The organism is Pseudomonas sp. PB3P13 (assembly GCF_054897735.1).
Genome location: NZ_CM142702.1, coordinates 1,198,278 through 1,222,403, shown reverse-complemented (window position 1 = coordinate 1,222,403; position 24,126 = coordinate 1,198,278). Strand labels below are relative to the sequence as shown.

The following is a 24,126-nucleotide window of genomic DNA, read 5'->3' as shown; positions in this document are numbered from 1 at the left end:
CACCCGAAATGGTGAATGTTAAGCCGCCATCGCGAGCAGGCTCGCTCCTACAGGGTTTGTGTTGTGGTTGAAATGAAGGGTTAGAGCAGGTGCTGGGAGATCAATTTGGAGATCTCGACCATTGAGGTCCTGCCCGTGAACTCGAACTTCACTCTGCCCAGCGATGAAAAATAGATCTCCAATTCAGAATCCAGATCGAATGTGCCCGACGTTTCCACCGAGTACGCGACGATGTTTTTGTACGGTAGCGAGGTGAAGTCTTTTTTGCTGCCGGTCAGGCCCTGCACGTTAACCGCGATGATGCGTTTGTTGGTGAACACCACGCCATCGCGCATGGAATTGTATGAATCGATTACTTGCTCCCCGTCCAGCAAGAGTGCGGTGACGCGTTCTGCGTATTCGTCGTTTTGCTTGAGCTTGAAGAAGCCCTTGTTGTTGAAATCAATCATCTGCAATTCCCCGTTTCAAATGAACAACCAAGCCGAATGCACGGGCAATACCACCAACGCTTCCAGGCCAACGGTAGAGCGATTATGCAGGCTCAATTCACCGCCGTGTTCCAACACAATCGCACGCGCTGCGGATAATCCCAAACCCACGCCGCCAGTGCTTTTGTTTCGCGAGCCTTCCATGCGAAAGAACGGGGCGAAAACCTGTTCAAGGCTGGCTTGCGCAATGCCCGGCCCGGCATCCAGTACTTTGATTCGCACAACTGTCTGTACTTTAAACACACTCCGCAACTGCTGCGCCCATCACTGCCGTATCTGGAATCAGGTCTCGACAAACCCACTGCCCACCGTTCCTGAGAATCGTTACTTTCAGCGCCTTTCTTTGGACGCAAATGCGCGCACTCATCTCTTCGGGTTAATTGCAGTTATTTGGTATCTCGTTAAAGCGATCGGGGCCAACTCACAATGGATCTCTCAAGTGGCCGACGTAATTGACTCAAAACCGCAATTACCAGGCTGTCCGTTCTCAGCGCTGGGCTTGCCAAATGAGGCCGGTTTTCCTAGAGCGTTGTTCGATATTTAACCTTACGCTCTTTCTGCGACTGACATCCGGGCACCAGTGAATTGGCAACAATTCATTGACACCACCTGCGGTATTATCTGGCGCCTTCGCACCTTGGTTTTTGAATCGGATGTCCATGCCTTCGCCACTCCCCGACGCCTCTGAACCCCTCCCTCCCGTCCTGGTCGGTCCGCTGTTGCGGCGTCTTGAGCCTGCGCGGCTGGTGCTGTGGCTTGTAGGATCGCGGGCGTTGTCCTTGACGTTACGTCTGCAAAACCGTGACGACATTCGACTGGATGCCGGGCAGTGCACAGTCATCCCGGTGGGCGCGCAGGCGTTTGTGCATTTGATCGATGTGCCGCTGGAAACCGCCCTGCCCTGCGATACGTTGATCGAATATGACCTGCTGATTGATGACGCGGCGACGGGTATTGCCGAGTGGGCGCCGCACCTGTTGTACGGCGATGCGCAGTCGCCCAACCTGGTTATCCGCTCACACATCGATCAACTGCTGCACGGTTCCTGTCGCAAGCCGCACTTCCCTGCACCCGATGGTTTGCTGTGTGTGGACAGGTTGTTGGCGGCGGCGCATGAAGCGAAAGATCGCCCGGCGTTGTTGATGATGAGCGGCGATCAGGTGTACGCCGACGATGTCGCGGGCCCCACCCTGCGCGCGATCCATGCGCTGATCGAGCGGCTTGGGCTGTTTGAGGAGCATCTTGAAGGCGCGGTGGTCAGCGACAGCGCCAAGCTCTATGAGCATTCGGCGAGTTACTACCACCGTGCGGATTTGTTACCGGCATTGCAGGGCAACGAGACGCTGCGTGAGCGATTTTTCGGCGGTGCGCGCAAGCCGATTTTCACCAGCAGCAGCGCCGACAATCACCTGGTGACATTTGCCGAAGTCATGGCCATGTACTTTCTGGTGTGGTCGCCGACGCCCTGGACCCTGATCGCGCCCAAACCGCCGAAACTGATCCCCGAACGACGCGAGCGTTATGCGCTGGAGCAAACGCGCATCGACGGGTTCAAGGCCGGCCTCCCGGATGTGGCCCGGGCATTTGCGCATATCCCGTGCCTGATGATTTTCGATGATCACGATATTACCGATGACTGGAATCTTTCCGCGCAGTGGGAAGAAACGGCCTACGGCCACCCGTTCTCCAAGCGCATCATCGGCAATGCGCTGATTGCCTATATGTTGTGTCAGGGCTGGGGCAACAATCCGGATGCGTTCGGCACGTTGCTGGAAAAAACGGCCGGGCTGATTTCGACCGGGGACGATCGTTATCTCGACAGCCCGGTGCAGGACGATCTGATCGATGATCTGCTGAAATTTCAGCGCTGGCATTACGTGCTGCCGACCAGCCCGGCATTGGTCGTGCTCGACACCCGCACCCGGCGCTGGCGCAGTGAGATGACATTGAAGCAACCCTCGGGATTGCTGGACTGGGAAGCACTCAGCGAACTGCAGCAGGAATTGCTCGATCACCCGTCGGCTATCATCGTTTCACCCGCGCCTGTGTTTGGCGTCAAGCTGATCGAAACCGTGCAACGGGTTTTCAGCTGGTTTGGCTACCCATTGCTGGTGGACGCGGAAAACTGGATGGCCCACCGGGGCGCGGCGCAGGTGATCCTGAACATTTTCCGACACTCGCGCACGCCCGGGAACTACGTGGTGCTGTCGGGTGATGTGCATTATTCCTTCGTCTACGAGGTGCTTATCCGACACCGCACGGCGGGGCCGAGGATCTGGCAGGTCACGAGCAGCGGCATCAAGAACGAATTTCCGCGGAGCCTGCTGGAATGGTTCGACCGGCTCAACCGCTGGTTGTATTCGCCCCGCTCGCCGCTGAACTGGCTGACCAAACGTCGACGGATGCGCATCGTCCCGCATGTGCCGGAGCATGCTGAAGCGGGTGAACGGCTGTGGAATTCGGCAGGTGTCGGGCAGGTGTTCTTTAATGAAAAGGGACAGCCGCGGGAGATTTATCAGTTGAATGCGGATGGCTCGCCGAAGACGCGGATGGTCGCGCCTGAGGAGGATGGCGTATCGGAAAACCTGAACCACTCAAACACAACCTGAGCGGCTGTTGGTCACGCCGAATTACTGGCGAGCATCGATTGGTTTGTGCCGTACAGGACAATGAGATACTGGTCGTGCTGTGCAGATATCATTACTGAACAGTTCAACCCGCACACACCGTCCGACCAACCCCTCTGACAATCATCTCGACCTCGCGCTGATCAATCGTCAGCGGCGGCAGCAGGCGGATGGTTTTACCGCGTGTCACGTTGATCAACAGGCCGTGATCCCGTGCGGCGATCAGGGTCAGGTCGCGGATCGGTTGTTTGAGTTCGATGCCGATCATCAGGCCCTGCCCTCGAACCGCAAGAACATTCGGATTGTCCGCCAATTCGCTGCGCAATCTGCCCAGTAGCCGTTCGCCCTGAAGCCTGGCGTTGTCCAGCAGCTGCTGTTCTTCAATAATCTCCAGCACCGTGCAAGCCACGCGACACGCCAACGGGTTGCCACCGAAGGTGCTGCCGTGGCTGCCGGGGGTGAACAGTTCGGCGGCTTTGCCCCGGGCCAGGCAGGCGCCGATCGGAATGCCGTTGCCGAGCCCTTTGGCGAGGGTCATGACGTCCGGGACGATGCCTTCGTGCTGGCACGCAAACCACTTTCCGGTGCGGCCGATGCCCGTCTGGATTTCGTCGAGCATCAACAGCCAGGCATGCCGGTTGCACCGATCGCGCAAGGCCTTGAGGTAACCGGGCGGTGCCATATGCACACCGCTTTCACCCTGAATCGGTTCCATCATGATCGCGACGATGCGCGAGCCGTGGGCGTGCTGCACCTGGTCCAGCGCCGGCAGATCACCGAACGGCACTTTGACGAAATCCCCTGGCAGCTTGCTGAACCCCAAACGTACCGCCGGCCCCTCGCTGGCGGCCAAGGTGCCAAGCGTGCGGCCATGGAACGCGTTTTCCATGACCACCACCAGCGGCTGCTCGATCCCTTTGCGCCAGCCGTACAGCCGCGCCAGTTTTAATGCGGTCTCGTTGGCCTCCGCGCCGGAGTTGTTGAAAAACGCCCGGTCCATGCCCGCCAGCTGCGTCAGCTTGTGCGCCAGGCATTGCTGCCAGTCGATGCTGTACAGGTTGGAGGTGTGCAGTAACAAACCGGCCTGCTCGCTGATCGCCGCGACGATTTTCGGGTGTGAATGACCGACGTTGGTCACCGCTACCCCGGCCACCGCGTCGAGGTATTCGCGCCCGTCCTGATCCCACAGGCGTGTGCCCAGACCTTTACAGAAACTCAGGGCCAGCGGTTGGTAAGTGCTCATCAGGCAGGCGGCGGTCATGACATCAAACTCCATCAGCGGTCGGTGTTTTGCAGTATGGTTAGCCACCTCAGCTGGATAAACGCTGCAAAACTTCAATCATTTAAAAGCAGAGTTTGATAATGGACCTGTTTCAGGCAATGACCGTTTACGTGAAAGTGGTGGAAGCCGGAAGCATGACCGGTGCCGCCGCTGCGTGCGAAATGTCGACAACCATGGTGGGCAACCACCTGCGCGCACTGGAGAACCGCCTCGGCGTACGCCTGCTGAACCGGACGACCCGGCGCCAACGGCTGACGGAATTCGGCACCGCTTACTATCAACGCTGCCTCGAAGTGTTAGGGCTGGTGGCTGACTCCGAGCGCCTCGCCGAGCAAGCGCTCGATGAACCCAGTGGCACATTGCGGATTACCGCGCCACTGACCTTCGGCACCGAGAAACTGGCGCCGGCGCTGAGTGAATTCACCCTGCTGCATCCGCGCGTCAAACTGGACGTGGTGTTGACCAACCGCCGTCCCGACCTGCTGGATCACGGTTTTGACGTCGCGTTTCGCTTGGGGGTCAGCGAGCAGACCAACCTGATCGCCCGCCCGCTTGTGCCTTACACCCTGACCATGTGCGCATCGCCGGCCTACCTGGCCCGCCGCGGTATCCCCCAGCAACCCGCGGATTTGCAACACCACCACTGCCTGTCCTTCGCCTACCCGGCCGGGGATGATTGGCATTCGATGGAAAAGGAATGGCGCCTGAACGCACCGGAAGGTGAAGTCACGGTGGCGGTCAGCGGGCCGATGCTGATCAACAGCTCGGCGGGCCTGCATCAGGCGGCTCGAACCGGAATGGGCATCGTGATGTTGCCCGATGCATTGGTGGAGCAAGACCTCAGGTGCGGAACCCTGATTGCATTGATGGAAGATTTCCGCCCGCCGAGCCGGCCGATGCATCTGATGTACGCGCAGGATCGCTACCGTTTGCCGAAATTGCGCAGTTTCGTCGATTTCGCGTTGCAGAAATGGGGCGACCACTAGCGGGCACGACTCGCCTTGAACTAATCTGCGCGACTGGCAGGTCACTTTGATGTCAGGGCGACAAGGAGAGTGGTGATGGTGCAGACCTCGAACACTGAGTCACCTAAGTTCAATCTGTCGGATTTGGACGAAGGCATGTTGCACACCATTCTGGAACTGGTCAGCGACGGGATCTGGGACTGGAATGCCAACACCGGGTTCGTTTACCGCAATCCCGGTTGGTACGAAATGCTCGGCTACCCCGCTCATTCCCTGGACAACACTGTGCTGACCTGGGAAAGCGTGATCCACCCGGATGATTATCCGCGCGTCATGGCGCTGTTCGATGACTACCTGAACCAGCGCGCCACGCGCTATCAGGCCGAGTATCGTTGCCGCATGCAGGACGGCAGTTACATCTGGATCGAAGACCGCGGTTACGTGCTGGCGCGCAACCCCGACGATTCGGTGGCGCGAATGGTCGGCGCGCATCGCAGCATCGACGATAAAAAACGCCTGTTCGAAGCCCTTGAGCGACGCAACCAATCCCTGGAAGCCATCGTTGAGGAACGCACCCACGAGCTGTGCCGGGTTAATCAACAACTGCAAAGCCAACTCGAAGAAAATCGCAAACTGGCGCAAACCGATGCGCTGACATCCATCGCCAACCGCTACCGCCTGGGCAAAGCCCTGCCTCAGGAGTGCGACCGCGCTCAGCGTTTCCGCCGGCCGCTCTCGCTGATTGCCATGGACATCGATGACTTCAAAGCGATCAACGACCATTACGGCCATGCCCTGGGCGATGCGGCGCTGGTGCAAGTGGTCGAGAGCATCAAGCTTTGCGTGAGTGACGGCGATTTGCTGGCGCGCTGGGGCGGTGACGAGTTCATCCTGATTCTGCCCGACACGTCGCTGGCCGACGCCAAAGTACTCGCCGATAAAATTCGCCATGGCCTGGCGGGCCTGCCCGCAGTCGGAGATTTTCGCCTGACCCTGAGCTTTGGTGTGGTCCAGCGCTTTGACGAAGAACAGCAAACCGGGCTGCTTGCAAGAGCCGATCAGGCGCTGTTTCGATCGAAGGTCGCGGGCAAGAATATGATTTCGGCGTGAGGGCCATTGATCCGTGACAACGCCGCGCAGGTCCAATAGATTAGGCGCCCAGAAAAAGCCCAGGGCTTTGTCGCCTCAACTCAAGATAAAAGAAGTAGTGAAATTTCAATGTCCGATTCCAATGCCGCTGAATCCGTAGTTACCTTGTCGTCCAAAGCGGAATACGAAAACTCCATCAATCTTTCACAGCACGTGCCACAGGCCAAGACCATCAGCGAGATGGTCCTGGACGCGTTCCAGTCCACCCGTGAAAGCGACCAGATCCGCGAGCTGCGCGCCGCCATCCGGCAGGCGCATGACAGTTTCGATGACGATAAAGCCTACGCATTGATGGGCGAACTCAAACAACTCAAAGACGCTGAAGCGGCGGACATTGCGGCGCTGGAAGATTTGAGCAGCAAGTTCCCGATCAGTCGTATTCTGGCCAGCTTCAAGGACGACCCGGCATTTCAGGAAATCGTTTACGGGCTGGCACTGAAGGTGCTGAACCAGACCCACCAGGCGATCAGCAACCCGACCAGCGGCAAGAGCAAAGCGGCTCGGGCGAAGAAAGACACCGAAGTGTTCACCATCAGCAAGGACGGCGAGAGTGTGACGCTGCCGCTGCGCACGCCGCGGTCGCGATTGAACCTGGACCGTAAAGCACTGGAGTTCCTCGGCTTCACCTTCGTCGGCGAGGGCGATGAGGCAGAGCTGGAAGGCGAAACCTTCCTCGACAATGCCGGGACCGAGCAAGCGGTCAATCGCAAGAACATCATTACCGCGCTGCAACAACAGACCGCGTTCGACGGGTACAGCATCACCGCGCAATAACGCACCAACACCCAAGCCCCACGTTGCCCTGCAGCGTGGGGCTTTTTGTTGCCTGCGCGGTGCGCCCCCTCGTTGAAGCGCCGGCCGTCAGCCGTGATTATTTCAACTGCCCGGTCGCTCCCTCCCAAGCGTCTCAATCGCCAGTGATCAACCTCTTGGAACACCCGCCGAAGGGTGGTTGCAAAGTGCCATATCCTTCAGCAGTCGATTCTGATCCTCGCCGCTACGCTGATTCGTAACGGCACCAGAATCACTTTCCCCAACCCTTGAGCACCACGGGTCCGCCTGCGGGGAGCGTCAACTCACTTTCCAGCCCAAGACTTCAGTGGTGCGATTGCTGAGGTCATCATGCACACAACCCCTTTATACCGTCAGTTAGCCAACCACTACCTCGACGCGATCCGCAGTGGCACCTTGAAAACCGGTGAACGGTTCCCGTCCATCAGACTGATGATGGAAAAACACGCGGTCAGCCTGTCCACGGCGGTGCAGGTGTGCCGCGAGCTTGAGGACTGCGGCGTGCTGGAAGCCCGACCGCGGTCCGGCAATTACATTCGCCAGCCCGACACCTTGGCCAAACCCGAGACAACCCCTCCTCCCCCGCTGGACAGGGACGTTTACGCGGGCGTTCACGAGCAAGTGTCGCTGGTGCTCAAGGCGAGCCAGGGCGCGACGATCAAGGTCAACTTCGCCAGCGCCTACTGCGCGCCGGAACTCTATCCGCTGAAAACCCTGCAGGACCACATGATCAAGGCGCTGCGCCGAGCCCCGCAGTTGCTCGGCACGACGGGGACAAACGCGGGCCACATCGCGTTGCGCACCGTGCTTGCGCGACGAGCGCTAACCGCCAAAACCCACCTGAGCGCCGAGCAGATTGTAATCACCAACGGTGCGACCGAAGCGATCAACCTGGCGTTGCGCGCGGTCACCCGACCCGGCGATACCGTGGCGGTGGAATCGCCGACGTTCTACGGGCTATTGCAAATCATCGAAAGCCTGAACCTGCGGGTGCAGGAAGTGCCGACGAGCGCCCACGCCGGGATCAATCTGTTCGCCCTCGAACAATTGTTGAATGGCCCTGAACGGATCAAGGCACTGATCGTCACGCCCAACCTGCAAAATCCGCTGGGCAGCATCATGCCCGACGCCCTCAAGGCGCGGCTGGTGCAACTGTGCGCGGCGTGCAAAACAGTGCTGATCGAGGATGACACGTACGGCGATCTGGTCGACACCGAGCAACCGTTGTCCACGCTCAAGCACTGGGACCGCTGCGACAATGTGATTTATTGCGCGTCCCTGAACAAAACCTTCGCGCCCGGCCTGCGGTTGGGCTGGATCAGCGCGGGTCGGTGGCACGACCGCGTGGAAATGCTCAAGCACACGCAGTCCCGCGGTTGCGACACGCTGGCGCAATTGGCGGTGAGTGCATTCATGAGCACGCCGTCCTACGAACGTTTCCTACGGCGGTTGCGCAAAACGCTGACGCAGCATCGCGAGCAGATGAGTGAGGCGATTCTCAGGTATTTTCCCGACGGCACCCGCGTGACCCGGCCCGGTGGCGGCACGCTGCTATGGGTGGAATTGCCTCGCGAATATTCGTCCATGGTGTTGTTTCATGAAGGCCTAAAGGTCGGCATCCAGATTTCGCCTGGGGATATCTATTCCAACGACAGCCGCTTCGATCACTTTATACGCATCGGCTGCGGTGCCCCGTATTCAGCGCGGATCGATGAAGCGCTGGCGACCTTGGGTCAACTCCTGAAACAGCAACGCTGACCACCCTCGTAGCAGCTGCCGGGCCCGCGAGGCTGCGTTCGGCTCCGGTCGCGTTCGGACGCAGCCTCGCGGGCTCGGCAGCTGCTACAGGGACCGCGGTCGCCAACCACTCAGATCAAATCGGGTGTTGGTGCAAACAGATGATGTGCGGATCATCGTTCCAGTGTGGAAACAGCTCGGCGATCTGCGGGTCGTGGCCGGGAATCACGTGGTCTTCACCGTCGGCCAGGCTATCGATCAGACTGAACGCCTCAAGCGTCTGCGCCATATCGTCCAGGATCGGAAACGGGCTGCGCTGGCGGATGTTCGCCCACAAATGGGCCGCATCCGAGGCCAACACAATCCAGCCCCGCCCGGTGTGCACCCGCACCACCTGACTGCCGGGCGTATGGCCGCCCACCCGATGCAGCGTCACACCGGGCAGCACTTGCACCGCACCGTCATGCAAACGCATCCGTCCCTCGAACAGCGGCGGTAATGCCGACATCACGTCCTCGACCTCGTAGGTTTTGTTCAGCGTGCGATGGGCCATTTTCGGCCCGGTGCAGAAACGCAGTTCGGCCTCCTGCAGATGCACGGTCGCTTTCGGAAACAAACCCAGATTACCGGCGTGATCCCAATGCAGATGCGTCAGGATCAAGTCATCAACCTGCGTCGGATCAATGTCCAACAGGTGCAGGGATTCTTCCGGCAAGCGAAACATCTGACGGTCGCGCCGCTGCGCCGTCGCCGGCTGAAAACAGGTGTCGACCACAATGACGTGTTGCTCGTTGCGAATGACCCAGAAGTAATAATCCAGCGGCATCGAGGCGTTGGGATCGCCGCAGCAGGCATCGTAGAGAAAGTTGTCCCGCGCGGTGCGCTGGGCATTGGCGCCTACACGGATGGCGAACACTTCGTACACAGGAATAGTCATTTTCACCTCCCGGCTCAGGCTGCTGCGGTGGCGTTGACGGTCGGCCGAAAATCGAAATCGATCTGGTCAATGATGCCCAAATCCTCAGCCAGACGGTGCAGACCGCTGTAGTCACGCATGATCGTCGCGCTCTTGTTGCTCTCCCGCGTGTCCGCGATGATGAGCGCGGCGTCCGCGATCCCCAGCTGCGTCAGAATTGCTTCCCACATCGAGTAGTCCTGAGCGACAAATGCACTCAGCGCCACCGACAACGTGTGTGCGAAAAAGGCGCGTTGCGGTGTCGCCATGTTCGCGTACATGACCTTGGCTACCTCGGCGAGCACTTTGCTGTGCGCATATTCGTCGCGATTGTGCAGCTCAGCCACGCGGCGGTTTTGCGGCTGGATGCTGTGGTCATCCGCCAGCAAATCCAGGTACGCGTTGACGCTGATTTCGGCCACCACTGCAAAAGTGATCGCCGCCAGATCCCGCTGCCACTGCTCGGGCAGTTCTTCGCGCAGGGCGACCAGGCGCAGGTAGGTCACCGACGGCGGCAGGTCCAGGTGCTGATCAAGCGCCCGCTCCTCCCTGGTTCGTTCGATAGCGCGCAGGTGCATGAGCGTGTGGTAGTGCTCATCGATCAGCGTCTGTTGCATCGCCTCACGAAAATGCCAGTCGTCCTTGCCCAGGTACTGATTGGCGATGACGCTCAGCGCCGGGTTGACCACGTGCTCTTCGGCAGTGACGGTGCGCAGGTTGTAGCCAATCCATCCCCAGGTCAGCACGCTGCTTTTAAGCTCACCGCTCAGGGCCTGGAATTTCGGATGGTGAAAAAACGGCACCATGCTCTCCGGGTAGTCCGCCAGCGCCGGATCGAATGCTTCGCTGACCGCGAGTTTGTCCGGCGAACACACGGTGGCCCTTTTGGTCCAGGCCTGATTGAGCCGCACGACCAGTTGATGATCGACCTTGGCGATCTCGATTGCTGTTTGCATGACACGCTACCTGTAGGACGCGTACCCACACGGGGTACGCCGATTGGAAAATGCACGACGGATAAATCAGGCCAGCCAATAGCGGGTCAGGTGTCGCGCGGGATCGGTGTAACGACTGCGGGCGTGGATCATGCGCCAGTTATCCCAGATCAGCAGGCAGCCATCAGGAATCAGCACCGGCGTGTTGTGTTGCACGAAATAGTCTTCGCCCAGCTTCGCGAATCGAGCCAGCGGCGATGAGCTGTCTTCGACTTGCGATTGCTGCAGATCGGCCTCGGACGGGTTCACATCGCCGTAGTGAAACTGGTTGTAGCTGAAGCGGAAGATATCCCCGTTTTCGGTCGGCGTGAGGATGTATTCCCTGACCCGACGCTGCGCGGCTTCACCGGGTTTGGCCGTGGCGACGAACTCCACCGGCGTGTCATCGATCCACTCGCGCAGCGCGGGCTCGGTGCGCTGCAGAAACGCCAGAAACCGGTAACCGTCAACCAACCCCGTGTGCCCACCGCCGCAGGTCGCCTGCTGATGACAATGCAGCGCCAGATAACGCGGCGGCGGTCCATACACCGGCGCTTCGGTGTGTGGCCCGATGCCGTTCATGCTTTGGGAATACGGCAACGCTTCGTAGCCGGGTTTTCGAGTGATGGCGAAAGCGATTTGCCCGTTGAATTGCGGAATGATCTGACCAAATTCCTGCAGTGTGCCTACAACATCATCGGCAAATTCGTCCGGGGTCAGCACCGCCCAGCCTCGTGCTGCCAGTTCTTCCTGGCGGTGGCCCAGTGCAACGTGAGGTTTGGATGCAACAATCCCTTGATCTGACATGGTGAATTTCCTGGCGGTTATCAGGCGGTGACGGTTGAGGTGTAAGCGGCGATGAAGTCGCGGCAGGCACTGCCCGGCCGATAGCGATGCTGATCGATGCTTTGCACGGGTGTGATTTCGGCAGCGGTGCCGGTAAGAAAACACTCATCGAAGTCGCCAAGTTCGGCAGGAAGCATCGTGCGCTCCACGACCTGATAATCCAGTGCCTCCGCCAGCTGGATCACGGTTTGCCGCGTGATGCCGTTGAGGAAGCAATCCGGCAGCGGCGTATGCAGCGTGCGACCTTTGGCAAAGAACACATTGGCGCTGGTGGCTTCGGCCACGTTGCCGCGCCAGTCGAGCATCAGCGCATCGTGAAAACCGTTGTTCTCGGCATCGTGTTTGCAAAGTGTGGCGATCTGATAATGCCCGGAAGCCTTGGCCTGGAACGGGCTGCTGCTCGGTGGCGGCCGGCGCCACTCGGCGGTCTTCAAACGGATGCCGGCCATATGCCCGGCGGGGTCGAAATAGCTTGGCCACTCCCAGCAGGCGATAGCCACGTGCACCCGGTTGAACCGCGCCGAGGTGGAAATCATTTCGCTGCCGCGCCACGCCACTGGGCGCAGATAACCGTCGACCACCTGATTGCGCCGCAGCAGTTCACGGCTGGCTTCTTCCAGCTCGGCGAGCTCGAAAGGAATGACGAAATCCATCAGGTGCGCCGAGCGATAGAGACGCTCGCTGTGTTCGCGCAACTTGAAGATTTTGCCGTTATACACCCGCTCACCTTCATACACCGTGCTCGCGTAATGCAGGCCATGGCTGAGCACATGCAGGCGTGCCTGCGACCACTCGACGAACTCGCCATCGAGCCAGATAAATCCTTCTCGCTGATCAAATGGAATGCCGTTCATATCCCTGTCTCCTGATGAATCGTCCTACGCCGTTTCGAGCAGGACCGGTATCAATTCCGGTGCTGCCACGGAATCGGTCTGAAAGAAAAAACGACGCTCGCCGAAGGCTGGGCGCAGCTCGTCAAACCATGTCGCGTGAGGGTCGAAACGCGCATGGAACGTGCGCAACACCCAGTGCGGATTTCGCGCCTGTAGAAACTGCAACACGAAGACTTTTTCCCCGGCGACAGTTTCGATGCCGTTGATCAGCACCTTGCCGTAGAAGGTGCTCATGGACGGCCCGCGCACCGTGCGCGCCAGCCCGGAAACGCTACGGTAGGCGGCCTGAAATATGTCGAAGGCGCGGGCCAATGGGAGCGCGAAGTAATGGCTGGGACCGGTGTCGCGCTCGACGAACATGTAATAGGGCACGGCACCGAGGCGTACTCCTTCCGTCCACAGCGCCGTCCAATCATCCGGGTTGTCGTTGATGTGGCGGATCACGGGTGCTTGCATGCGCAGCGTCGCACCTGTTGATCGAATCCGTTCGACGGCCTGGCGGGCGATGTCCTGGCGGATCTCTACCGGGTGGTTGTAATGGCCCATGATCGACAGGTGCTTACCCGCCGCGACAATCCGTTTGAACAGCGCCAGCAGTTCCGGCGCGTCCTTGTCACTGACAAACCGCTGCGGCCAGTACGCCACGGATTTGGTGCCGATGCGGATGCTTTTCAGATGAGGCAACAACAGCAGCGGCTCGAGGTAAGCGGCCAGCGACCGGGTGTTCATGATCATCGGATCGCCACCGGTGATCAGCACGTCGGTGACCTCGGTGTGCACGCGCAAGTAACTCACCAGCTCTTGAGATTCACGCGCATTGAACTTGAGTTCTTCCTCGCCGATAAACTGCGCCCAGCGGAAACAGAACGTGCAGTAGGCGTGACACGTCTGACCGGCGCCGGGGAAAAACAGCACGGTCTCGCGGTACTTGTGCTGAATGCCCGGCAGGAGTTTTCCTTCAAACATCGCGCCGTTGTGTGTCAGCTGTCCGGCCGGGTGCGGGTTCATGCGCAGCCAGATAGCCTCGATCCGCCGCTTGATCGCGACCGCGTCGTCGCGCTCGATCAATTGTTTGAGCGATGCGTATTCGTCCGGCAGCAGCATGTCCTTGTGTGGAAAAGTCATGCGGAATATCGGGTCGTCCGGAAGGTTGTCCCAGTCGATCAACGTGCCAAGTACATAGTCATTGGTGCGAAAAGGCATGACCCTGGCGACAACGTTCATGGCTTCCTGCAGCGCTGGTGTCAGCTGGTTCCAGTAAGGCGTTTCGCGGATGGTGCGTGAGTTATAAGGCTTGTATCTCTGGTGCTCCGACAATCCCTGCATGGCGATGCTCCTGAATGTGTCCTGGCGGTGGTTACTGAACGGATGGCGCTGCGCGCTCGATGTCCATCCATGCCCGAACGCTGTCGCGGTCCCACTGGCAGCGGACATAGTTCGCCAACCGGGCAGGCATCGGATCGCCGTTGGCGAGCAGTCGATTGAGCATGATTGCCAGGTCGGTGTCGGCAATGCTCCAGTCACCGAACAGATGCTCGACGCCCTCTTTCAGCAACCGGTCGGCCACGAAATACAGCCTGCCCACGGCCGCCAGGGCTTCGTCTGACAACGGGTGGTCTTTCTTGCCGAAGTAGATGAGGTCTGCCGGGCGCTCCTTGCGGATCACCAGAAGGTCGCTGCGCAGCCAGGCCTGAAGTTGACGGGCGCGGGCGCGTTGCTGAATGTCGAGCGGATAGAGTCTGGTGTGCCCCGGCGCCAGTTCGTCCAGGTATTCGGCGATGGCCGACGATTCCGACAGGGCAAATCCTTGATGTACCAGTGTGGGGATTTTGCACGTCAGGGAAACATTGCGATAAGTTTCTCGATAATTTTCGCGCGCTTTCAAATCCAGTGTGACAAGTTCGAACGGAAGTTGTTTTTCCTTCAATGCAACAAATGCCGACATCGCAAATGCACTGACAATATCCGCGCCAAGATACAGTTTAAGCTTTGTACTTTCCATAGAACGCTCCCTTGCTCTAACCTGATAAGAGGTTGCATGGGAACGATCGTAGTTAGTTGGCGCCACCCTGAATAGATACAGAAATCAGCTGTTTCTACGGATACAGAAAAGAAACGCTTGAAAAGTGTCAGCCATAAAAAAGGGAGTTTGCAAAAGCAAACTCCCTTTTTTAGACCCGGCGAAATTTATCAGGGCATGATCAACGGGTGGCATCGGCAGCGCTGGAGAGTTGCGCCATTTGCGGCATGTTGCTGATGTTCAGCATCGCCAGTGACAGGGTATTGCTGGTGTTGACGAAACCGTGCCGGTTCCAGGCGGGCACCAGCAGCACATCGCCGGTACCCACGCTGACTGCTGGGGCATCGCCCAGGGTCAACTCCCCACTGCCGGACTGGATAATGAACAGATGCCACCAGGCATGCGCATGGCCATCGAGGGTCGTGCCCGGTTTCAACCATTGCATGGACACCGCCATCCCTGGCGTCAACAGGCAGCCTTCGGTGCTGTCCTGCCGGGCCAGCGAAACAATGTCCACCTCGCTGGGTTCAAGACTCTGGCGCAGGTCTGCAAGTGCATCACTCTTCCATACTTTTGCACTGAGTGGTGGCTGCTTTAAACTCTGGCGGAATTCCTTATAGGGGAAATATCCACCCTGAATATCATTCATGCGTAAACACCGATTTGATTATCGACTTGAGTGATAAAACCCCAGACGAACAGTTCATCCCTGTAAAGCCACGCAACTAACACTCACAATGCCGAAGGCCGAAGCGCCACAATCATGTCAACTTCGACGGCAGCATTTTTCGGCAACTGATAAACGCCAACGGTGGTTCGAGTGTGTTTACCTGCATCGCCGAGCACATGACTGAACACATCCGAGGCACCGTTGGCGACTTCGCTGAGGTCGACAAAATCTGCCGTGGACTTTACGTACACGGTGACGCGTATCAGCGACTTGATCTTGTCCAGCGAACCAATGGCATCGACGATCAATGCGAGCCCGCGCATGGCGCTGATACTGGCGGCTGCCTGTGCATCGGTCAGGGTCAATTCCATGCCCACTCGACCGGGGTACTGAATTTCTCCATTCATGCGCGGCACCATCCCGCTGACGTACAGTTCATCGTGGTGCCTCACCAGCGGCGCGTAATGGCCGCCGGCGGAGTTCTCGCCGTAGATGTCGTAACGCAACTCTTTTGCCAGGGCGATGAAGCGTTCATCACAGGACATTTTTTGCACAAACATTTTCTGGACCAACATGGATCTCACTCCTAAAACTCAGCCCGCTGCGCGTGCCGGTACAAGACGGTTTATTTCAATGCGTGATTCAACGGCTTCGGCCAGGCGCAGCAGGTCGTCGCTGAGTTGTGCGTAGTGCTCGTTGAACAGGACGATGTGACCGATGAACGACATGTTGTCTTTCACTTCGGCGCTGACCGAATCGCCGATGCGTCGGCTATACACGGCTTCCACCAGTTCGATGCCCAGTCCTCGGGCCAGCCGTTCGATGTCGGGCGCGGCGCACAACAGGCCGTCGGCAGAGGCGCGTAGCAGGCGGATGCCGCAATAGCCGCGAGCGACCGGTTCAAGCGGTGCTGCCTGGCCCTCCACTGCCCAGCGCACCCAGCGTTCCCAGGGGTCGAAATCAACGAACGCCAGTCGCGCCAGGTCCCAGATGTGCATACCGCCCGGGCGCATGTTGGTTTCAACGGCCGAGGTCAGGCCGTCGCTGCGCAGGAACACTTCATTGTGATAAGCGCCGTTAGCCAGCGAGACCAGCGCCGACATGTGCTGCCCGGCGCCCGCGAGCCGGGCCTGTACATGAGCCGTCAACGGTGCCGGTACGACTTGCTGGATTTCTGCGCGATAGGCGCCATCTGTGGTGGTCTTTTCGGTTACCCAAGTGCTGCCGGCCACGCAATCCCAACTGTATTCACGGGCGTGCTGGATCAACTCCTCGATGACGATACCGCCGTCACGATAGGGTTTGAGCGCCAGCCAGGCTTCGTCGCATTCGGACAGATGATGGATGACGCGACACCCTCTGCTCGCGCCTTCGCAGGCCGGTTTGATGAAGGCTTCGCCGCCCAGTTCGACGACTCGCTGGCGCAACTCGCCGAGGCTTTCGACGCGCGCGGAAAACACCGGCCGGTAGTCCGGCGGCGCGCTGACGGCGCTGGCTTCCAGTTGGCGAAATATCTGTTTGTCCAACCCCGCGCGGGCCTCGGCGGGTGTGATCCCCGGCAGGCCGAAATGTGTCGCCAGCGCCGCACCGAGCAGCACGCCGCGGTCGGAAAACGGCAACACACCGATCAGCTTCCAGCGTTCGGCACTCAGGCAAGCCGCGACCCAATGAAGGGAATCGACCACGCGCTCGGGGGCCAGCGAGGCGCTGCAGACGTGATCGGCCACTTGATCGTCGCCGGGCTGAATGCGATCGACCACCAGAATCAATCGAGCGTTGTACAGTGTCTTGCAGAGGTCGCGCAGCTTTTGGATATCGTCTACCCGATTGCCGTTGTAACCGACCACTACTACGCATGACGTGGTGTTCATGAAGCCTCCGAACTCTGGAGTAAACAAAGCAGACACGGTGATTCAGTCGTGCAGTGACGCGTTGGATTTACGGTTGAGCCAATACCAGGCGAGGATGCCGCCCGCACCGATGGCGGCGAGTATCAGGGCGTTATAAGGGGGTGGAACGACGCGCATGATCAGCACCGTCAGCCCCGCGCCGACACCCAGCGAGACTTCCTTGACGAACATGTTGTTCTGCTTGACCGAGAAGTAGTCGAGGTAGCTGAACGCGCATTCGGCCAGGGACAGCAATGCCACCCAGATCAGCGCCCCCATCAGTGTTTCAACGTGAAAAGCGGCAGGCGAGGAAAGGACGAGGAAGCCGCCGATGATGATGGCAATGACCGCGACCACCTTGAAGCGTCCGGTGCGCTCGATCAGCTTCATCACCGGCACTTGGGCAAACACCACCACGGCGCTGTTGAGGATCAGCATCAGGCCGTACCAGGTCGGCAGTTCGCCGGTTTTCAGCAGGATCGCCTGGGGCAGAATCGAGAACACGCCGAACAGCTTGATGCCCATGATCAGGCCGGCAATCACCCATGGCAGTTTGTTGCGCCAGCCGCTGCCATCATGGCTCGAAGGACTGGCAACCAGGGGCTGCGTGGTGAACGTCGCGCCCATGGCGATCGGCAGACACAGCAGCACAAAACCTGCTGCGCCGAAAAAGAACAGGGTTGGCGTCAGCAGCGGCGACAGCAGGATCAACCCTGCCACCAGGCTGCCCATGTTCATGGCAACACGGTTGTAGGCGGCGCCCTCCTTGGTCTGTGCCGCTTCGCTTTTGATCAGGTAACCCGCGATGGCGATGCCATAGGCAAACAAAGCCGCTGCAAACAGGACGATGCCCTGGTTGCTGGTGACCGCCAGGAGCACCAGCCCGAGCGCGGCGCACATCAGCGTGACGCTCAGGGAGCGACGGCCCAGCACCAGCAACGTCAGCGGCAGCAACAACAGCAAGGCACGATAGCCGAGGGCAAGAACGCTGTTGGTGGCGGTGTCGAGCCAGACGTTGGCCTTGCCCAGCACTGCAAACAGCGAAACGGCGGTAATCATCCGGATCGTGAACAGGCGGATGTTGATCACTGGTTTGGCAACCGCCAGTGTGGTTGGAGCACTCATGCAGCACCTCTGAAAACATTGATTGTTCAGGCGTCCAGCGCGAACAGTCAGGAAAGTCTGTAATGTGATGGTAGAGACGCAGACGTGTTCTGATCAGAGCAAGTTTGGTTAGAATCCAACGAAGTTTACTGCCGGAGAGACCAGTAAAATGCAGGTGCAGCGCGCAGTGATCGCCGCGATCGAGTTCCAGCCGGGAGTGCCGCTGGTGCAGCAGATCGTCGATCAGTTATCGACGGCAATCAGTCAGGGTGGGCTGCCGCATGGTGCAAAGCTGCCGCCGATTCGCGAGCTGTCCGATCTGATGAACGTGGGCAAGTCGACGGTCGTGGATGCGCTGGACCGTTTGCGCGCCAAAGGTCTGGTGGTTTCACGCCAGGGATCGGGGCATTACGTGCACCGCTCCAGCACCACCCTTAAAACCGATGCCGGCCCCGACCTGCAACCTCAGGACACCCTCAGCGTGGTCCGCCGCGCGGTGCTGCAGGACAACGGTGCGCTGCGCCCCGGCGCCGGTTTTCTACCCTCTTCGTGGCTGCCCGCCGATGAATTGCTCAAAGCCGTGCGCGGTACCTTGCGCGCCACTTCCCTGCGCATGGGGGAATATGGCGTTGCAGCCGGTTATGTGCCACTGCGCGAGGCGTTGCAGGTCAAGCTGGCGGCTATCGGCATCGAAGTGCCCGTGGACCAGATCGTCACCACGGCCAACACCGTGCAAGCCATCGACATGCTCATGCGTCTGCTGGTCAAACCGGGCGATACGGTGCTGCTGGACGACCCGTGCTATTTCACCATGCACACCAACCTGGCCCTGCACGGCGCCAAAGTCATCACCATCCCTCGCGGTGCGGAGGGCATGGACCTTGAGTCTTTCGAGCGGTTGCTGATTGTTCATCGGCCCGTGCTCTACATGACCAACAACGTCCTGCATAACCCGACCGGGCACTCGTTCTCCCCGGCCCAGGTGTATCGCTTGCTGGAGTTGAGTCACCGCTACGGTTTCCACATCGTCGAAGACGATCTGTATTGCGACCTGCAACAACGCAGCACCCCTCGCCTGGCTGCGGGCGGTCTGGACAACGTCAGTTACGTTTCCGGCTTCTCCAAGACCCTGACTGCCAACAGCCGCGTCAGTTTCGCGGTGCTGTCGCCGCAGCTGGCCGCCCGCATGGTCATCCTGAAAATGGCCTGCGGCGGCATGACATCGGAACTGGCAGAGCAGATCATCTGCACGATGCTCAGCGACGGCAGCTACGCCAAACACACCCGGCGCACGGTGGACCGACTGTACGAATCGAGCAGCCGGGTCACTGGCTGGTTGATCGAAGCAGGCTGCTCGCTGTCAACGCTGCCCCATGAAGGGTTGTTCCTCTGGACGCGATTGCCGGAAGGCCTCCACGCGGAAACGCTGGCTAAAAATGGACTGGAGATTGATCTGGTGCTGGCGCCTGGCACCCTGCTGAGCAAAGCGGCGGATGCCAGTCAGTTTCTGCGTTTCAACGTCGCGCACAGCGACAACCTTCAAGTGCGGGACCGGTTCTTGCGATTGCTTGACACTTGATTGGATCATTCAGCGCGAGTGGTCTTCCAGGTAGGCAGTCGGTGCCTGCCCCAGTATTCGACGAAACATGGTTGAAAAGGCCGCAGGACTTTCATAGCCGAAATCCAGGGCAATCCGTGTGATCGAGACCCCGGCGGACAGTCTGGCCAGCGCCAGAACAACGCAGGCACGCTGTCGCCACTGTCCGAAGCTCATGGCTGTCTGCTCTCGGAACAGACGACTGAAAGAGCGCTCACTCATGTGTAAATCACGCGCCCATTCCTGCGGCGACTGATGAATGTCGGGCGCTTGAAGGAAGGCCTGGCAGCGCAAGAGCAAACGCGGATCAATCGGCAGCGGAATATGCAGCGGTAACTCCGTCGCTCGCGCCAATTCGTGCAGCAACAGATTCATCAACGCCCCATCCCGCCCCTGCTCCTCATATTCAAGAGGCACATCCACGGACTCCATCAATAGCTGGCGCATCAACGGCGAGACGCTGATGACCTGGCAGTCCATTTTGGATGAAGGCACGCAGGCAGGCTCGATATAAAGGCTGCGGGTACTCACCCCGAAGTACAACACTTCATGAGCCACCTGCGGCGGAATCCAGACTGCGCGCTGCGGCGGAACAATCCAGTTGCCGCCCTTTGTGACGACCTTCATTACGCCTTTCGCGCCGTACAGGAGCTGTGCTCGTCGATGGGTATGGCTGGGGTGTAAAAACCCGTCGGGATAGTCCGAGCCGATAGCGACGACTGCGCGGGGGGTTGCGTCCAGCAGGTGGATCGGAACGTTTCGCATGGGTGTGCTTATGGGAAAGTGGCCGAAACTCAAACATATTTGGCCCGAATGCTCAAGCCACCCTCAATCGACTGATCTATCGTACGCCGCGATTTGGAATGGAATTGGGCGAAATGATCTATTTACTGTTGGCGTTTTTCGGTTGTTTTGCAGGCGTCACCACCGTTTTATTCGGGTTCGGTGGCGGGTTCATCATAGTGCCCGTGCTCTATCGGCTATTGTCCGCCACCCACGATGCAGACGACCTCATTGCCCAGTCCGCGATGCATATTGCAGTCGCAACTTCCACCTGTGTGATGATTGTCAATGCGTCGATCAGCACCCGAAACCATGTGCGCGCCGGCACATTATTAAAACCTTACATCTGGCCTCTCGCCGGATTTATCGGCCTCGGAGCAATTGCTGGCGCGGTCACTGCGGATCTTCTTGATGGCGAACTATTGCGTATGGCGTTCGTTGCCTATTTAGCCATTACCATCGTCGACTGCCTGTTCCGTCGAGGCTTCATAGAACAAACAGCCCACGCCAAACCTGAAAGCCTGAGCAAATTTGCAACGATTTCTGGCGGCACCGGTATTGGCGCAGTGGCGACCGCGCTTGGCGTCGGCGGCAGCGTAATGACCGTCCCGTTGCTGCGGCGCTGCGGCTTGAGCATGACCCAGGCAACCTCCATGGCCAACCCGCTAAGTTTACCGGTGGCACTGGCAGGAACAGCGACCTACATTCTGATGGCGCAAGTAAGCGGATACGATTTGGGATTCGGCTACCTCGGTTATGTTGACCTTCTCGCGTTTTGTGTCTTGACGCTGGGCGCGGTGGTCGGCATCAGACTTGCCAGCCCAATGATCGGCAAGATACCCGACAGAACCCACGCGATTATCTATATAAGTCTGCTCTTCATCGTTTTTCTGAGCATGATGTTCAAGTAATAAAACTTATTTGCCAAACCTGAAAAATACAGAGCCTGCCTGCGAACGCGCGTGCGTGACACAGAAATAAATACAACCAATGGACACTCATCAAAGCGGTCCAGGCACATCATGAAAAGGCACAGCGCATGAGTAATATCAGACTTGAAATTTCGCAACTTCTGGATGAACTGGATCAGCTGGTTATCGCCGAACTTCCGGTTGCCGAGCGCATCATCAAGTTGGTCAAACTGAATATCCATTCACTTCCAGTCACGTTTGCGAGCATAACGGCGCATGAATACATGGCCGTCGTTGCAAAACTGGCTCAATTGGACGCGTCCTCAGCGCTGAGTCTGTCCATGCATCTGTATACGCTGTGGGGAATAACCACGCGTCAGGGCGCGAAGTTCGACCGGATGCTCGACGACGTTTCAACTCATGGTCGTCTGATGGGGTCGCTCAATGAGCCCGGCCTGTATTTTCTGACCCCGGGTCAACTGAATATCGACACCTATCCTGTCCGAGCGAAAAAAGTTGAAGGCGGATATTGCGTAACCGGCTTGAAGAAGTTCGTATCTCTGGAACCTTTCGTCTCCTACCTGCCTGTGTACTGCATGGTCGAAAACTATTCAGGCGATGATCTGGGTGTCATCGCGCTGATGCTGAATAAAAAAGATGCAGGCGTATCCGTTATTGAAGACTGGAACAGCGTTGCGATGCAGGACACCTACAGTAACAGTGTGAAATTCGATGCCGTGTTTTGCTCTGACGAATGGGTTATCTGTGGTGAAGACACTCCCATCGCCAGCCTGTCCATGCAGGGTTACCTGTTCCGGTTCAACGTATGTTGCGTGTATCTGGGCATCGCGCGTCAGGCACTTGATCTGGCGGTGAATACCGCCAGCACCAAGCGGCCACCCAATGGGAGTCATGTGTTAGCCAAGTACCCAGGCGTGCAGTTTTCAATCGCTGAAATGCTGATTTCGCTGGAAATCATGGAATCGCAAATGCGCTCTTTCTGCACCGTACTGGATGATTTCATGGCCGCAGATGAGCACGTCGACGTGAGCGTTAACAGAATCAGCCTCATCGCCAAGGAAGTGATTGCCCGAGAATCAAACTCGCTGGTTTCAAATGCCATGAAAATAACCGGCATCAACAGCCTGTCCCATGACAATCCGTTATCTGCAATCTTCAACGACATCAAGGCTGCGCAGTTTCATCCACCCCAGCGCGATGTGACTTATGAAATTCTGGCAAAAGAGAAACTTGGCGTGATTTCCTACAAGCAGCGGTGGATGTAACGATGAATAGACTGTCGGATAAAATCGCGAGCGCGTCCTTGAATCAAATCAAAGCGACACTGCCCCCTAAAATCAAAAACGGTCGCCTGAGTGAATTGCTGGAGCGTATCCCTTACATCAGTGAATCGGTAAAAAGCGTTCAATACCTTGAGTCCGATCACTGCGCACTGGTGGATATCGATACTGACAACTTTGCAGAACGCGAAAGCATCAGCGTCGACCTTGAAGAACTGGTTGAGGCTTTGCTCGTTGCAAAAATCTCGCCGCAAAAGACCGTAAAAGCCCACGCGCGCCCGGCGAATGACACCGGCGCAATACACCCTGAAAAATCCGCCAGCCATTACGACGCAACCGATGTGCTGTTGATGGAAGCGGTAGACAGGTTGCTGCTGGCAATCGCTGTTCGCCACGGCGCCCATGTGCGCGATTACGCATCCATCTATACCGCTGAGATCATGGAGCGAAACGGATATCACAAAAATTTCCCGCAAAACGTCTATGGCGTCACCCAGATACCTCACAACTACACGCTGATCAAAGACATTCGCGAATCCCGGTCTTCGACCATTGCGCCTGATCTATTTCAGAACCATGGGGCTTTTTTGCAACCTTGCGTTTGCTACCACTGCTACGCAGAAATCCAGCAAACACGGCAGTCGCAAACCGTATTCACCATGAAGGGCCGATGCTTCCGCCATGAGATTCAATGGCGACTGAACACGTTTCGCCGTAACGAATTCACCATGCGCGAAATCGTGTTCATGGGCAGTCCGGCATTTGTGGAAGAAAAACGCCTGGAGATCATGGAAGAGATCTGGAGTCTGTTTTGCGATCTCGGTCTGTACGGACAGATCGTGACTGCACGCGATCCGTTTTTCCACTACGACGACATGAAGACCAAGGGCGCGATCCAGTTGATGGCTGATGCCAAATATGAACTGGAATTTATGTCCGCCAATGGCGAATCCAGTTCCATAGCCTCGTTCAACAATTGCCAGGATACGTTGTGTGAAAAATTTGAAATCACCAACGTCGACAATCACTTGCTGCATTCCGGCTGCGTTGCCTTTGGACTGGATCGCTGGCGAGCGGCGCTGTACGAGCAGTTTGGTTCGGACACCGATCACTGGCCAAATAAACTGAAACCTTGATAACTCA

General features: G+C 58.2%; 22 protein-coding genes and 2 pseudogenes. 10 read left to right on the top strand and 14 right to left on the bottom strand.

Features of this window, described 5'->3' with window-relative positions; translation table 11 throughout:
• Nucleotides 1-80: 80 nt before the first annotated feature.
• On the bottom strand, nucleotides 81-449 hold the full coding sequence (locus tag ACYZT1_RS05480; protein ID WP_462018025.1) for a PH domain-containing protein: 369 nt from the start codon (nucleotides 447-449) through the stop codon (nucleotides 81-83).
• A gap of 15 nt (nucleotides 450-464) precedes the next feature.
• Nucleotides 465-710: pseudogene (locus ACYZT1_RS05475) on the bottom strand (ATP-binding protein); the annotation flags it as partial.
• 431 nt (nucleotides 711-1,141) lie between these two features.
• Between ACYZT1_RS05475 and ACYZT1_RS05470 the strand changes: the two are divergent.
• Both ACYZT1_RS05470 and ACYZT1_RS05465 read left to right on the top strand, forming a co-directional pair.
• A complete protein-coding gene (locus ACYZT1_RS05470; RefSeq protein WP_462018024.1) occupies nucleotides 1,142-3,097 on the top strand; it encodes an alkaline phosphatase D family protein in 1,956 nt (651 codons plus the stop codon).
• Nucleotides 3,064-3,195: pseudogene (locus ACYZT1_RS05465) on the top strand (Txe/YoeB family addiction module toxin); the annotation flags it as partial. The gene ACYZT1_RS05470 and the pseudogene ACYZT1_RS05465, both read left to right, overlap by 34 nt.
• Nucleotides 3,196-3,200: 5 nt before the next feature.
• Here the strand turns inward: ACYZT1_RS05465 and ACYZT1_RS05460 are convergent.
• Entirely contained in the window at nucleotides 3,201-4,376 is a 1,176-nt protein-coding gene (locus tag ACYZT1_RS05460; RefSeq protein WP_462018023.1) for an acetylornithine/succinylornithine family transaminase, read from the bottom strand.
• Nucleotides 4,377-4,477: 101 nt separating this feature from the next.
• On the opposite strand from ACYZT1_RS05460, the gene ACYZT1_RS05455 reads away from it, so the two are divergent.
• The 4 genes from ACYZT1_RS05455 to ACYZT1_RS05440 all read left to right on the top strand — a co-directional run bounded on the left by ACYZT1_RS05455 (nucleotide 4,478) and on the right by ACYZT1_RS05440 (nucleotide 9,061).
• A complete protein-coding gene (locus ACYZT1_RS05455; protein ID WP_462018022.1) occupies nucleotides 4,478-5,383 on the top strand; it encodes a LysR family transcriptional regulator in 906 nt (301 codons plus the stop codon).
• Between the two features lie 75 nt (nucleotides 5,384-5,458).
• Nucleotides 5,459-6,472 carry a sensor domain-containing diguanylate cyclase gene (locus tag ACYZT1_RS05450; RefSeq protein WP_462018021.1) on the top strand — a complete coding sequence of 338 codons (1,014 nt, stop codon included), beginning with the start codon at nucleotides 5,459-5,461 and terminating at the stop codon, nucleotides 6,470-6,472.
• Between the two features lie 108 nt (nucleotides 6,473-6,580).
• Nucleotides 6,581-7,285, top strand: a complete 705-nt coding sequence (locus ACYZT1_RS05445; RefSeq protein WP_462018020.1) for a hypothetical protein — start codon at nucleotides 6,581-6,583, stop codon at nucleotides 7,283-7,285.
• Nucleotides 7,286-7,633: 348 nt separating this feature from the next.
• Nucleotides 7,634-9,061, top strand: a complete 1,428-nt coding sequence (locus ACYZT1_RS05440) for an aminotransferase-like domain-containing protein (RefSeq protein ID WP_462018019.1) — start codon at nucleotides 7,634-7,636, stop codon at nucleotides 9,059-9,061.
• Between the two features lie 115 nt (nucleotides 9,062-9,176).
• On the opposite strand, the gene ACYZT1_RS05435 is transcribed toward ACYZT1_RS05440, so the two are convergent.
• The 10 genes from ACYZT1_RS05435 to ACYZT1_RS05390 all read right to left on the bottom strand — a co-directional run bounded on the left by ACYZT1_RS05435 (nucleotide 9,177) and on the right by ACYZT1_RS05390 (nucleotide 18,412).
• Nucleotides 9,177-9,977: an N-acyl homoserine lactonase family protein gene (locus ACYZT1_RS05435; protein ID WP_462018018.1), complete on the bottom strand. Its 801-nt coding sequence runs from the start codon at nucleotides 9,975-9,977 to the stop codon at nucleotides 9,177-9,179.
• A 14-nt stretch (nucleotides 9,978-9,991) separates the two neighbouring features.
• Complete coding sequence (locus tag ACYZT1_RS05430; protein WP_462018017.1) at nucleotides 9,992-10,951, bottom strand: diiron oxygenase; 960 nt, start codon at nucleotides 10,949-10,951, stop codon at nucleotides 9,992-9,994.
• A 66-nt stretch (nucleotides 10,952-11,017) separates the two neighbouring features.
• Entirely contained in the window at nucleotides 11,018-11,776 is a 759-nt protein-coding gene (locus tag ACYZT1_RS05425; protein ID WP_462018016.1) for a TauD/TfdA family dioxygenase, read from the bottom strand.
• 20 nt (nucleotides 11,777-11,796) lie between these two features.
• Nucleotides 11,797-12,669 (bottom strand): branched-chain amino acid aminotransferase, encoded by an 873-nt coding sequence (locus ACYZT1_RS05420; protein WP_462018015.1) that lies wholly within the window; start codon nucleotides 12,667-12,669, stop codon nucleotides 11,797-11,799.
• A gap of 24 nt (nucleotides 12,670-12,693) precedes the next feature.
• A complete protein-coding gene (locus ACYZT1_RS05415) occupies nucleotides 12,694-14,034 on the bottom strand; it encodes a KamA family radical SAM protein (protein WP_462018014.1) in 1,341 nt (446 codons plus the stop codon).
• Nucleotides 14,035-14,065: 31 nt separating this feature from the next.
• Nucleotides 14,066-14,710, bottom strand: coding sequence for a glutathione transferase (yfcF, locus tag ACYZT1_RS05410; protein WP_462018013.1), 645 nt, complete (start codon nucleotides 14,708-14,710; stop codon nucleotides 14,066-14,068).
• A gap of 199 nt (nucleotides 14,711-14,909) precedes the next feature.
• Nucleotides 14,910-15,377 (bottom strand): cupin domain-containing protein, encoded by a 468-nt coding sequence (locus ACYZT1_RS05405; protein WP_462018012.1) that lies wholly within the window; start codon nucleotides 15,375-15,377, stop codon nucleotides 14,910-14,912.
• 83 nt (nucleotides 15,378-15,460) lie between these two features.
• The gene (locus ACYZT1_RS05400; protein WP_462019194.1) at nucleotides 15,461-15,958 is read right to left on the bottom strand and encodes a RidA family protein; all 498 of its coding nucleotides are present in this window, start codon (nucleotides 15,956-15,958) and stop codon (nucleotides 15,461-15,463) included.
• Between the two features lie 33 nt (nucleotides 15,959-15,991).
• A complete protein-coding gene (locus ACYZT1_RS05395; RefSeq protein WP_462018011.1) occupies nucleotides 15,992-17,269 on the bottom strand; it encodes an ATP-grasp domain-containing protein in 1,278 nt (425 codons plus the stop codon).
• A 42-nt stretch (nucleotides 17,270-17,311) separates the two neighbouring features.
• Nucleotides 17,312-18,412, bottom strand: coding sequence for a hypothetical protein (locus ACYZT1_RS05390; RefSeq protein WP_462018010.1), 1,101 nt, complete (start codon nucleotides 18,410-18,412; stop codon nucleotides 17,312-17,314).
• 148 nt (nucleotides 18,413-18,560) lie between these two features.
• On the opposite strand from ACYZT1_RS05390, the gene ACYZT1_RS05385 reads away from it, so the two are divergent.
• Nucleotides 18,561-19,970: an aminotransferase-like domain-containing protein gene (locus ACYZT1_RS05385; RefSeq protein ID WP_462018009.1), complete on the top strand. Its 1,410-nt coding sequence runs from the start codon at nucleotides 18,561-18,563 to the stop codon at nucleotides 19,968-19,970.
• Between the two features lie 9 nt (nucleotides 19,971-19,979).
• On the opposite strand, the gene ACYZT1_RS05380 is transcribed toward ACYZT1_RS05385, so the two are convergent.
• Nucleotides 19,980-20,753 carry an AraC family transcriptional regulator gene (locus ACYZT1_RS05380; RefSeq protein WP_462019193.1) on the bottom strand — a complete coding sequence of 258 codons (774 nt, stop codon included), beginning with the start codon at nucleotides 20,751-20,753 and terminating at the stop codon, nucleotides 19,980-19,982.
• A 113-nt stretch (nucleotides 20,754-20,866) separates the two neighbouring features.
• On the opposite strand from ACYZT1_RS05380, the gene ACYZT1_RS05375 reads away from it, so the two are divergent.
• From ACYZT1_RS05375 to ACYZT1_RS05365, 3 genes are all read left to right on the top strand, one after another.
• On the top strand, nucleotides 20,867-21,682 hold the full coding sequence (locus ACYZT1_RS05375) for a sulfite exporter TauE/SafE family protein (protein WP_462018008.1): 816 nt from the start codon (nucleotides 20,867-20,869) through the stop codon (nucleotides 21,680-21,682).
• Between the two features lie 128 nt (nucleotides 21,683-21,810).
• Nucleotides 21,811-22,968, top strand: coding sequence for an acyl-CoA dehydrogenase family protein (locus tag ACYZT1_RS05370; protein WP_462018007.1), 1,158 nt, complete (start codon nucleotides 21,811-21,813; stop codon nucleotides 22,966-22,968).
• Nucleotides 22,969-23,006: 38 nt separating this feature from the next.
• Nucleotides 23,007-24,119 (top strand): aminoacyl--tRNA ligase-related protein, encoded by a 1,113-nt coding sequence (locus ACYZT1_RS05365; protein ID WP_462018006.1) that lies wholly within the window; start codon nucleotides 23,007-23,009, stop codon nucleotides 24,117-24,119.
• The last annotated feature ends 7 nt before the right edge of the window (nucleotides 24,120-24,126 follow it).

Excerpts from the sequence above, each read along its gene's own strand:
- ACYZT1_RS05480 (WP_462018025.1), bottom strand. The coding sequence starts at position 449 with ATGATTGATTTCAACAACAAGGGCTTCTTCAAGCTCAAGCAAAACGAC.
- ACYZT1_RS05470 (WP_462018024.1), top strand. The coding sequence starts at position 1,142 with ATGTCCATGCCTTCGCCACTCCCCGACGCCTCTGAACCCCTCCCTCCC.
- ACYZT1_RS05460 (WP_462018023.1), bottom strand. The coding sequence starts at position 4,376 with ATGACCGCCGCCTGCCTGATGAGCACTTACCAACCGCTGGCCCTGAGT.
- ACYZT1_RS05455 (WP_462018022.1), top strand. The coding sequence starts at position 4,478 with ATGGACCTGTTTCAGGCAATGACCGTTTACGTGAAAGTGGTGGAAGCC.
- ACYZT1_RS05450 (WP_462018021.1), top strand. The coding sequence starts at position 5,459 with ATGGTGCAGACCTCGAACACTGAGTCACCTAAGTTCAATCTGTCGGAT.
- ACYZT1_RS05445 (WP_462018020.1), top strand. The coding sequence starts at position 6,581 with ATGTCCGATTCCAATGCCGCTGAATCCGTAGTTACCTTGTCGTCCAAA.
- ACYZT1_RS05440 (WP_462018019.1), top strand. The coding sequence starts at position 7,634 with ATGCACACAACCCCTTTATACCGTCAGTTAGCCAACCACTACCTCGAC.
- ACYZT1_RS05435 (WP_462018018.1), bottom strand. The coding sequence starts at position 9,977 with ATGACTATTCCTGTGTACGAAGTGTTCGCCATCCGTGTAGGCGCCAAT.
- ACYZT1_RS05430 (WP_462018017.1), bottom strand. The coding sequence starts at position 10,951 with ATGCAAACAGCAATCGAGATCGCCAAGGTCGATCATCAACTGGTCGTG.
- ACYZT1_RS05425 (WP_462018016.1), bottom strand. The coding sequence starts at position 11,776 with ATGTCAGATCAAGGGATTGTTGCATCCAAACCTCACGTTGCACTGGGC.
- ACYZT1_RS05420 (WP_462018015.1), bottom strand. The coding sequence starts at position 12,669 with ATGAACGGCATTCCATTTGATCAGCGAGAAGGATTTATCTGGCTCGAT.
- ACYZT1_RS05415 (WP_462018014.1), bottom strand. The coding sequence starts at position 14,034 with ATGCAGGGATTGTCGGAGCACCAGAGATACAAGCCTTATAACTCACGC.
- yfcF (WP_462018013.1), bottom strand. The coding sequence starts at position 14,710 with ATGGAAAGTACAAAGCTTAAACTGTATCTTGGCGCGGATATTGTCAGT.
- ACYZT1_RS05405 (WP_462018012.1), bottom strand. The coding sequence starts at position 15,377 with ATGAATGATATTCAGGGTGGATATTTCCCCTATAAGGAATTCCGCCAG.
- ACYZT1_RS05400 (WP_462019194.1), bottom strand. The coding sequence starts at position 15,958 with ATGTTTGTGCAAAAAATGTCCTGTGATGAACGCTTCATCGCCCTGGCA.
- ACYZT1_RS05395 (WP_462018011.1), bottom strand. The coding sequence starts at position 17,269 with ATGAACACCACGTCATGCGTAGTAGTGGTCGGTTACAACGGCAATCGG.
- ACYZT1_RS05390 (WP_462018010.1), bottom strand. The coding sequence starts at position 18,412 with ATGAGTGCTCCAACCACACTGGCGGTTGCCAAACCAGTGATCAACATC.
- ACYZT1_RS05385 (WP_462018009.1), top strand. The coding sequence starts at position 18,561 with ATGCAGGTGCAGCGCGCAGTGATCGCCGCGATCGAGTTCCAGCCGGGA.
- ACYZT1_RS05380 (WP_462019193.1), bottom strand. The coding sequence starts at position 20,753 with ATGCGAAACGTTCCGATCCACCTGCTGGACGCAACCCCCCGCGCAGTC.
- ACYZT1_RS05375 (WP_462018008.1), top strand. The coding sequence starts at position 20,867 with ATGATCTATTTACTGTTGGCGTTTTTCGGTTGTTTTGCAGGCGTCACC.
- ACYZT1_RS05370 (WP_462018007.1), top strand. The coding sequence starts at position 21,811 with ATGAGTAATATCAGACTTGAAATTTCGCAACTTCTGGATGAACTGGAT.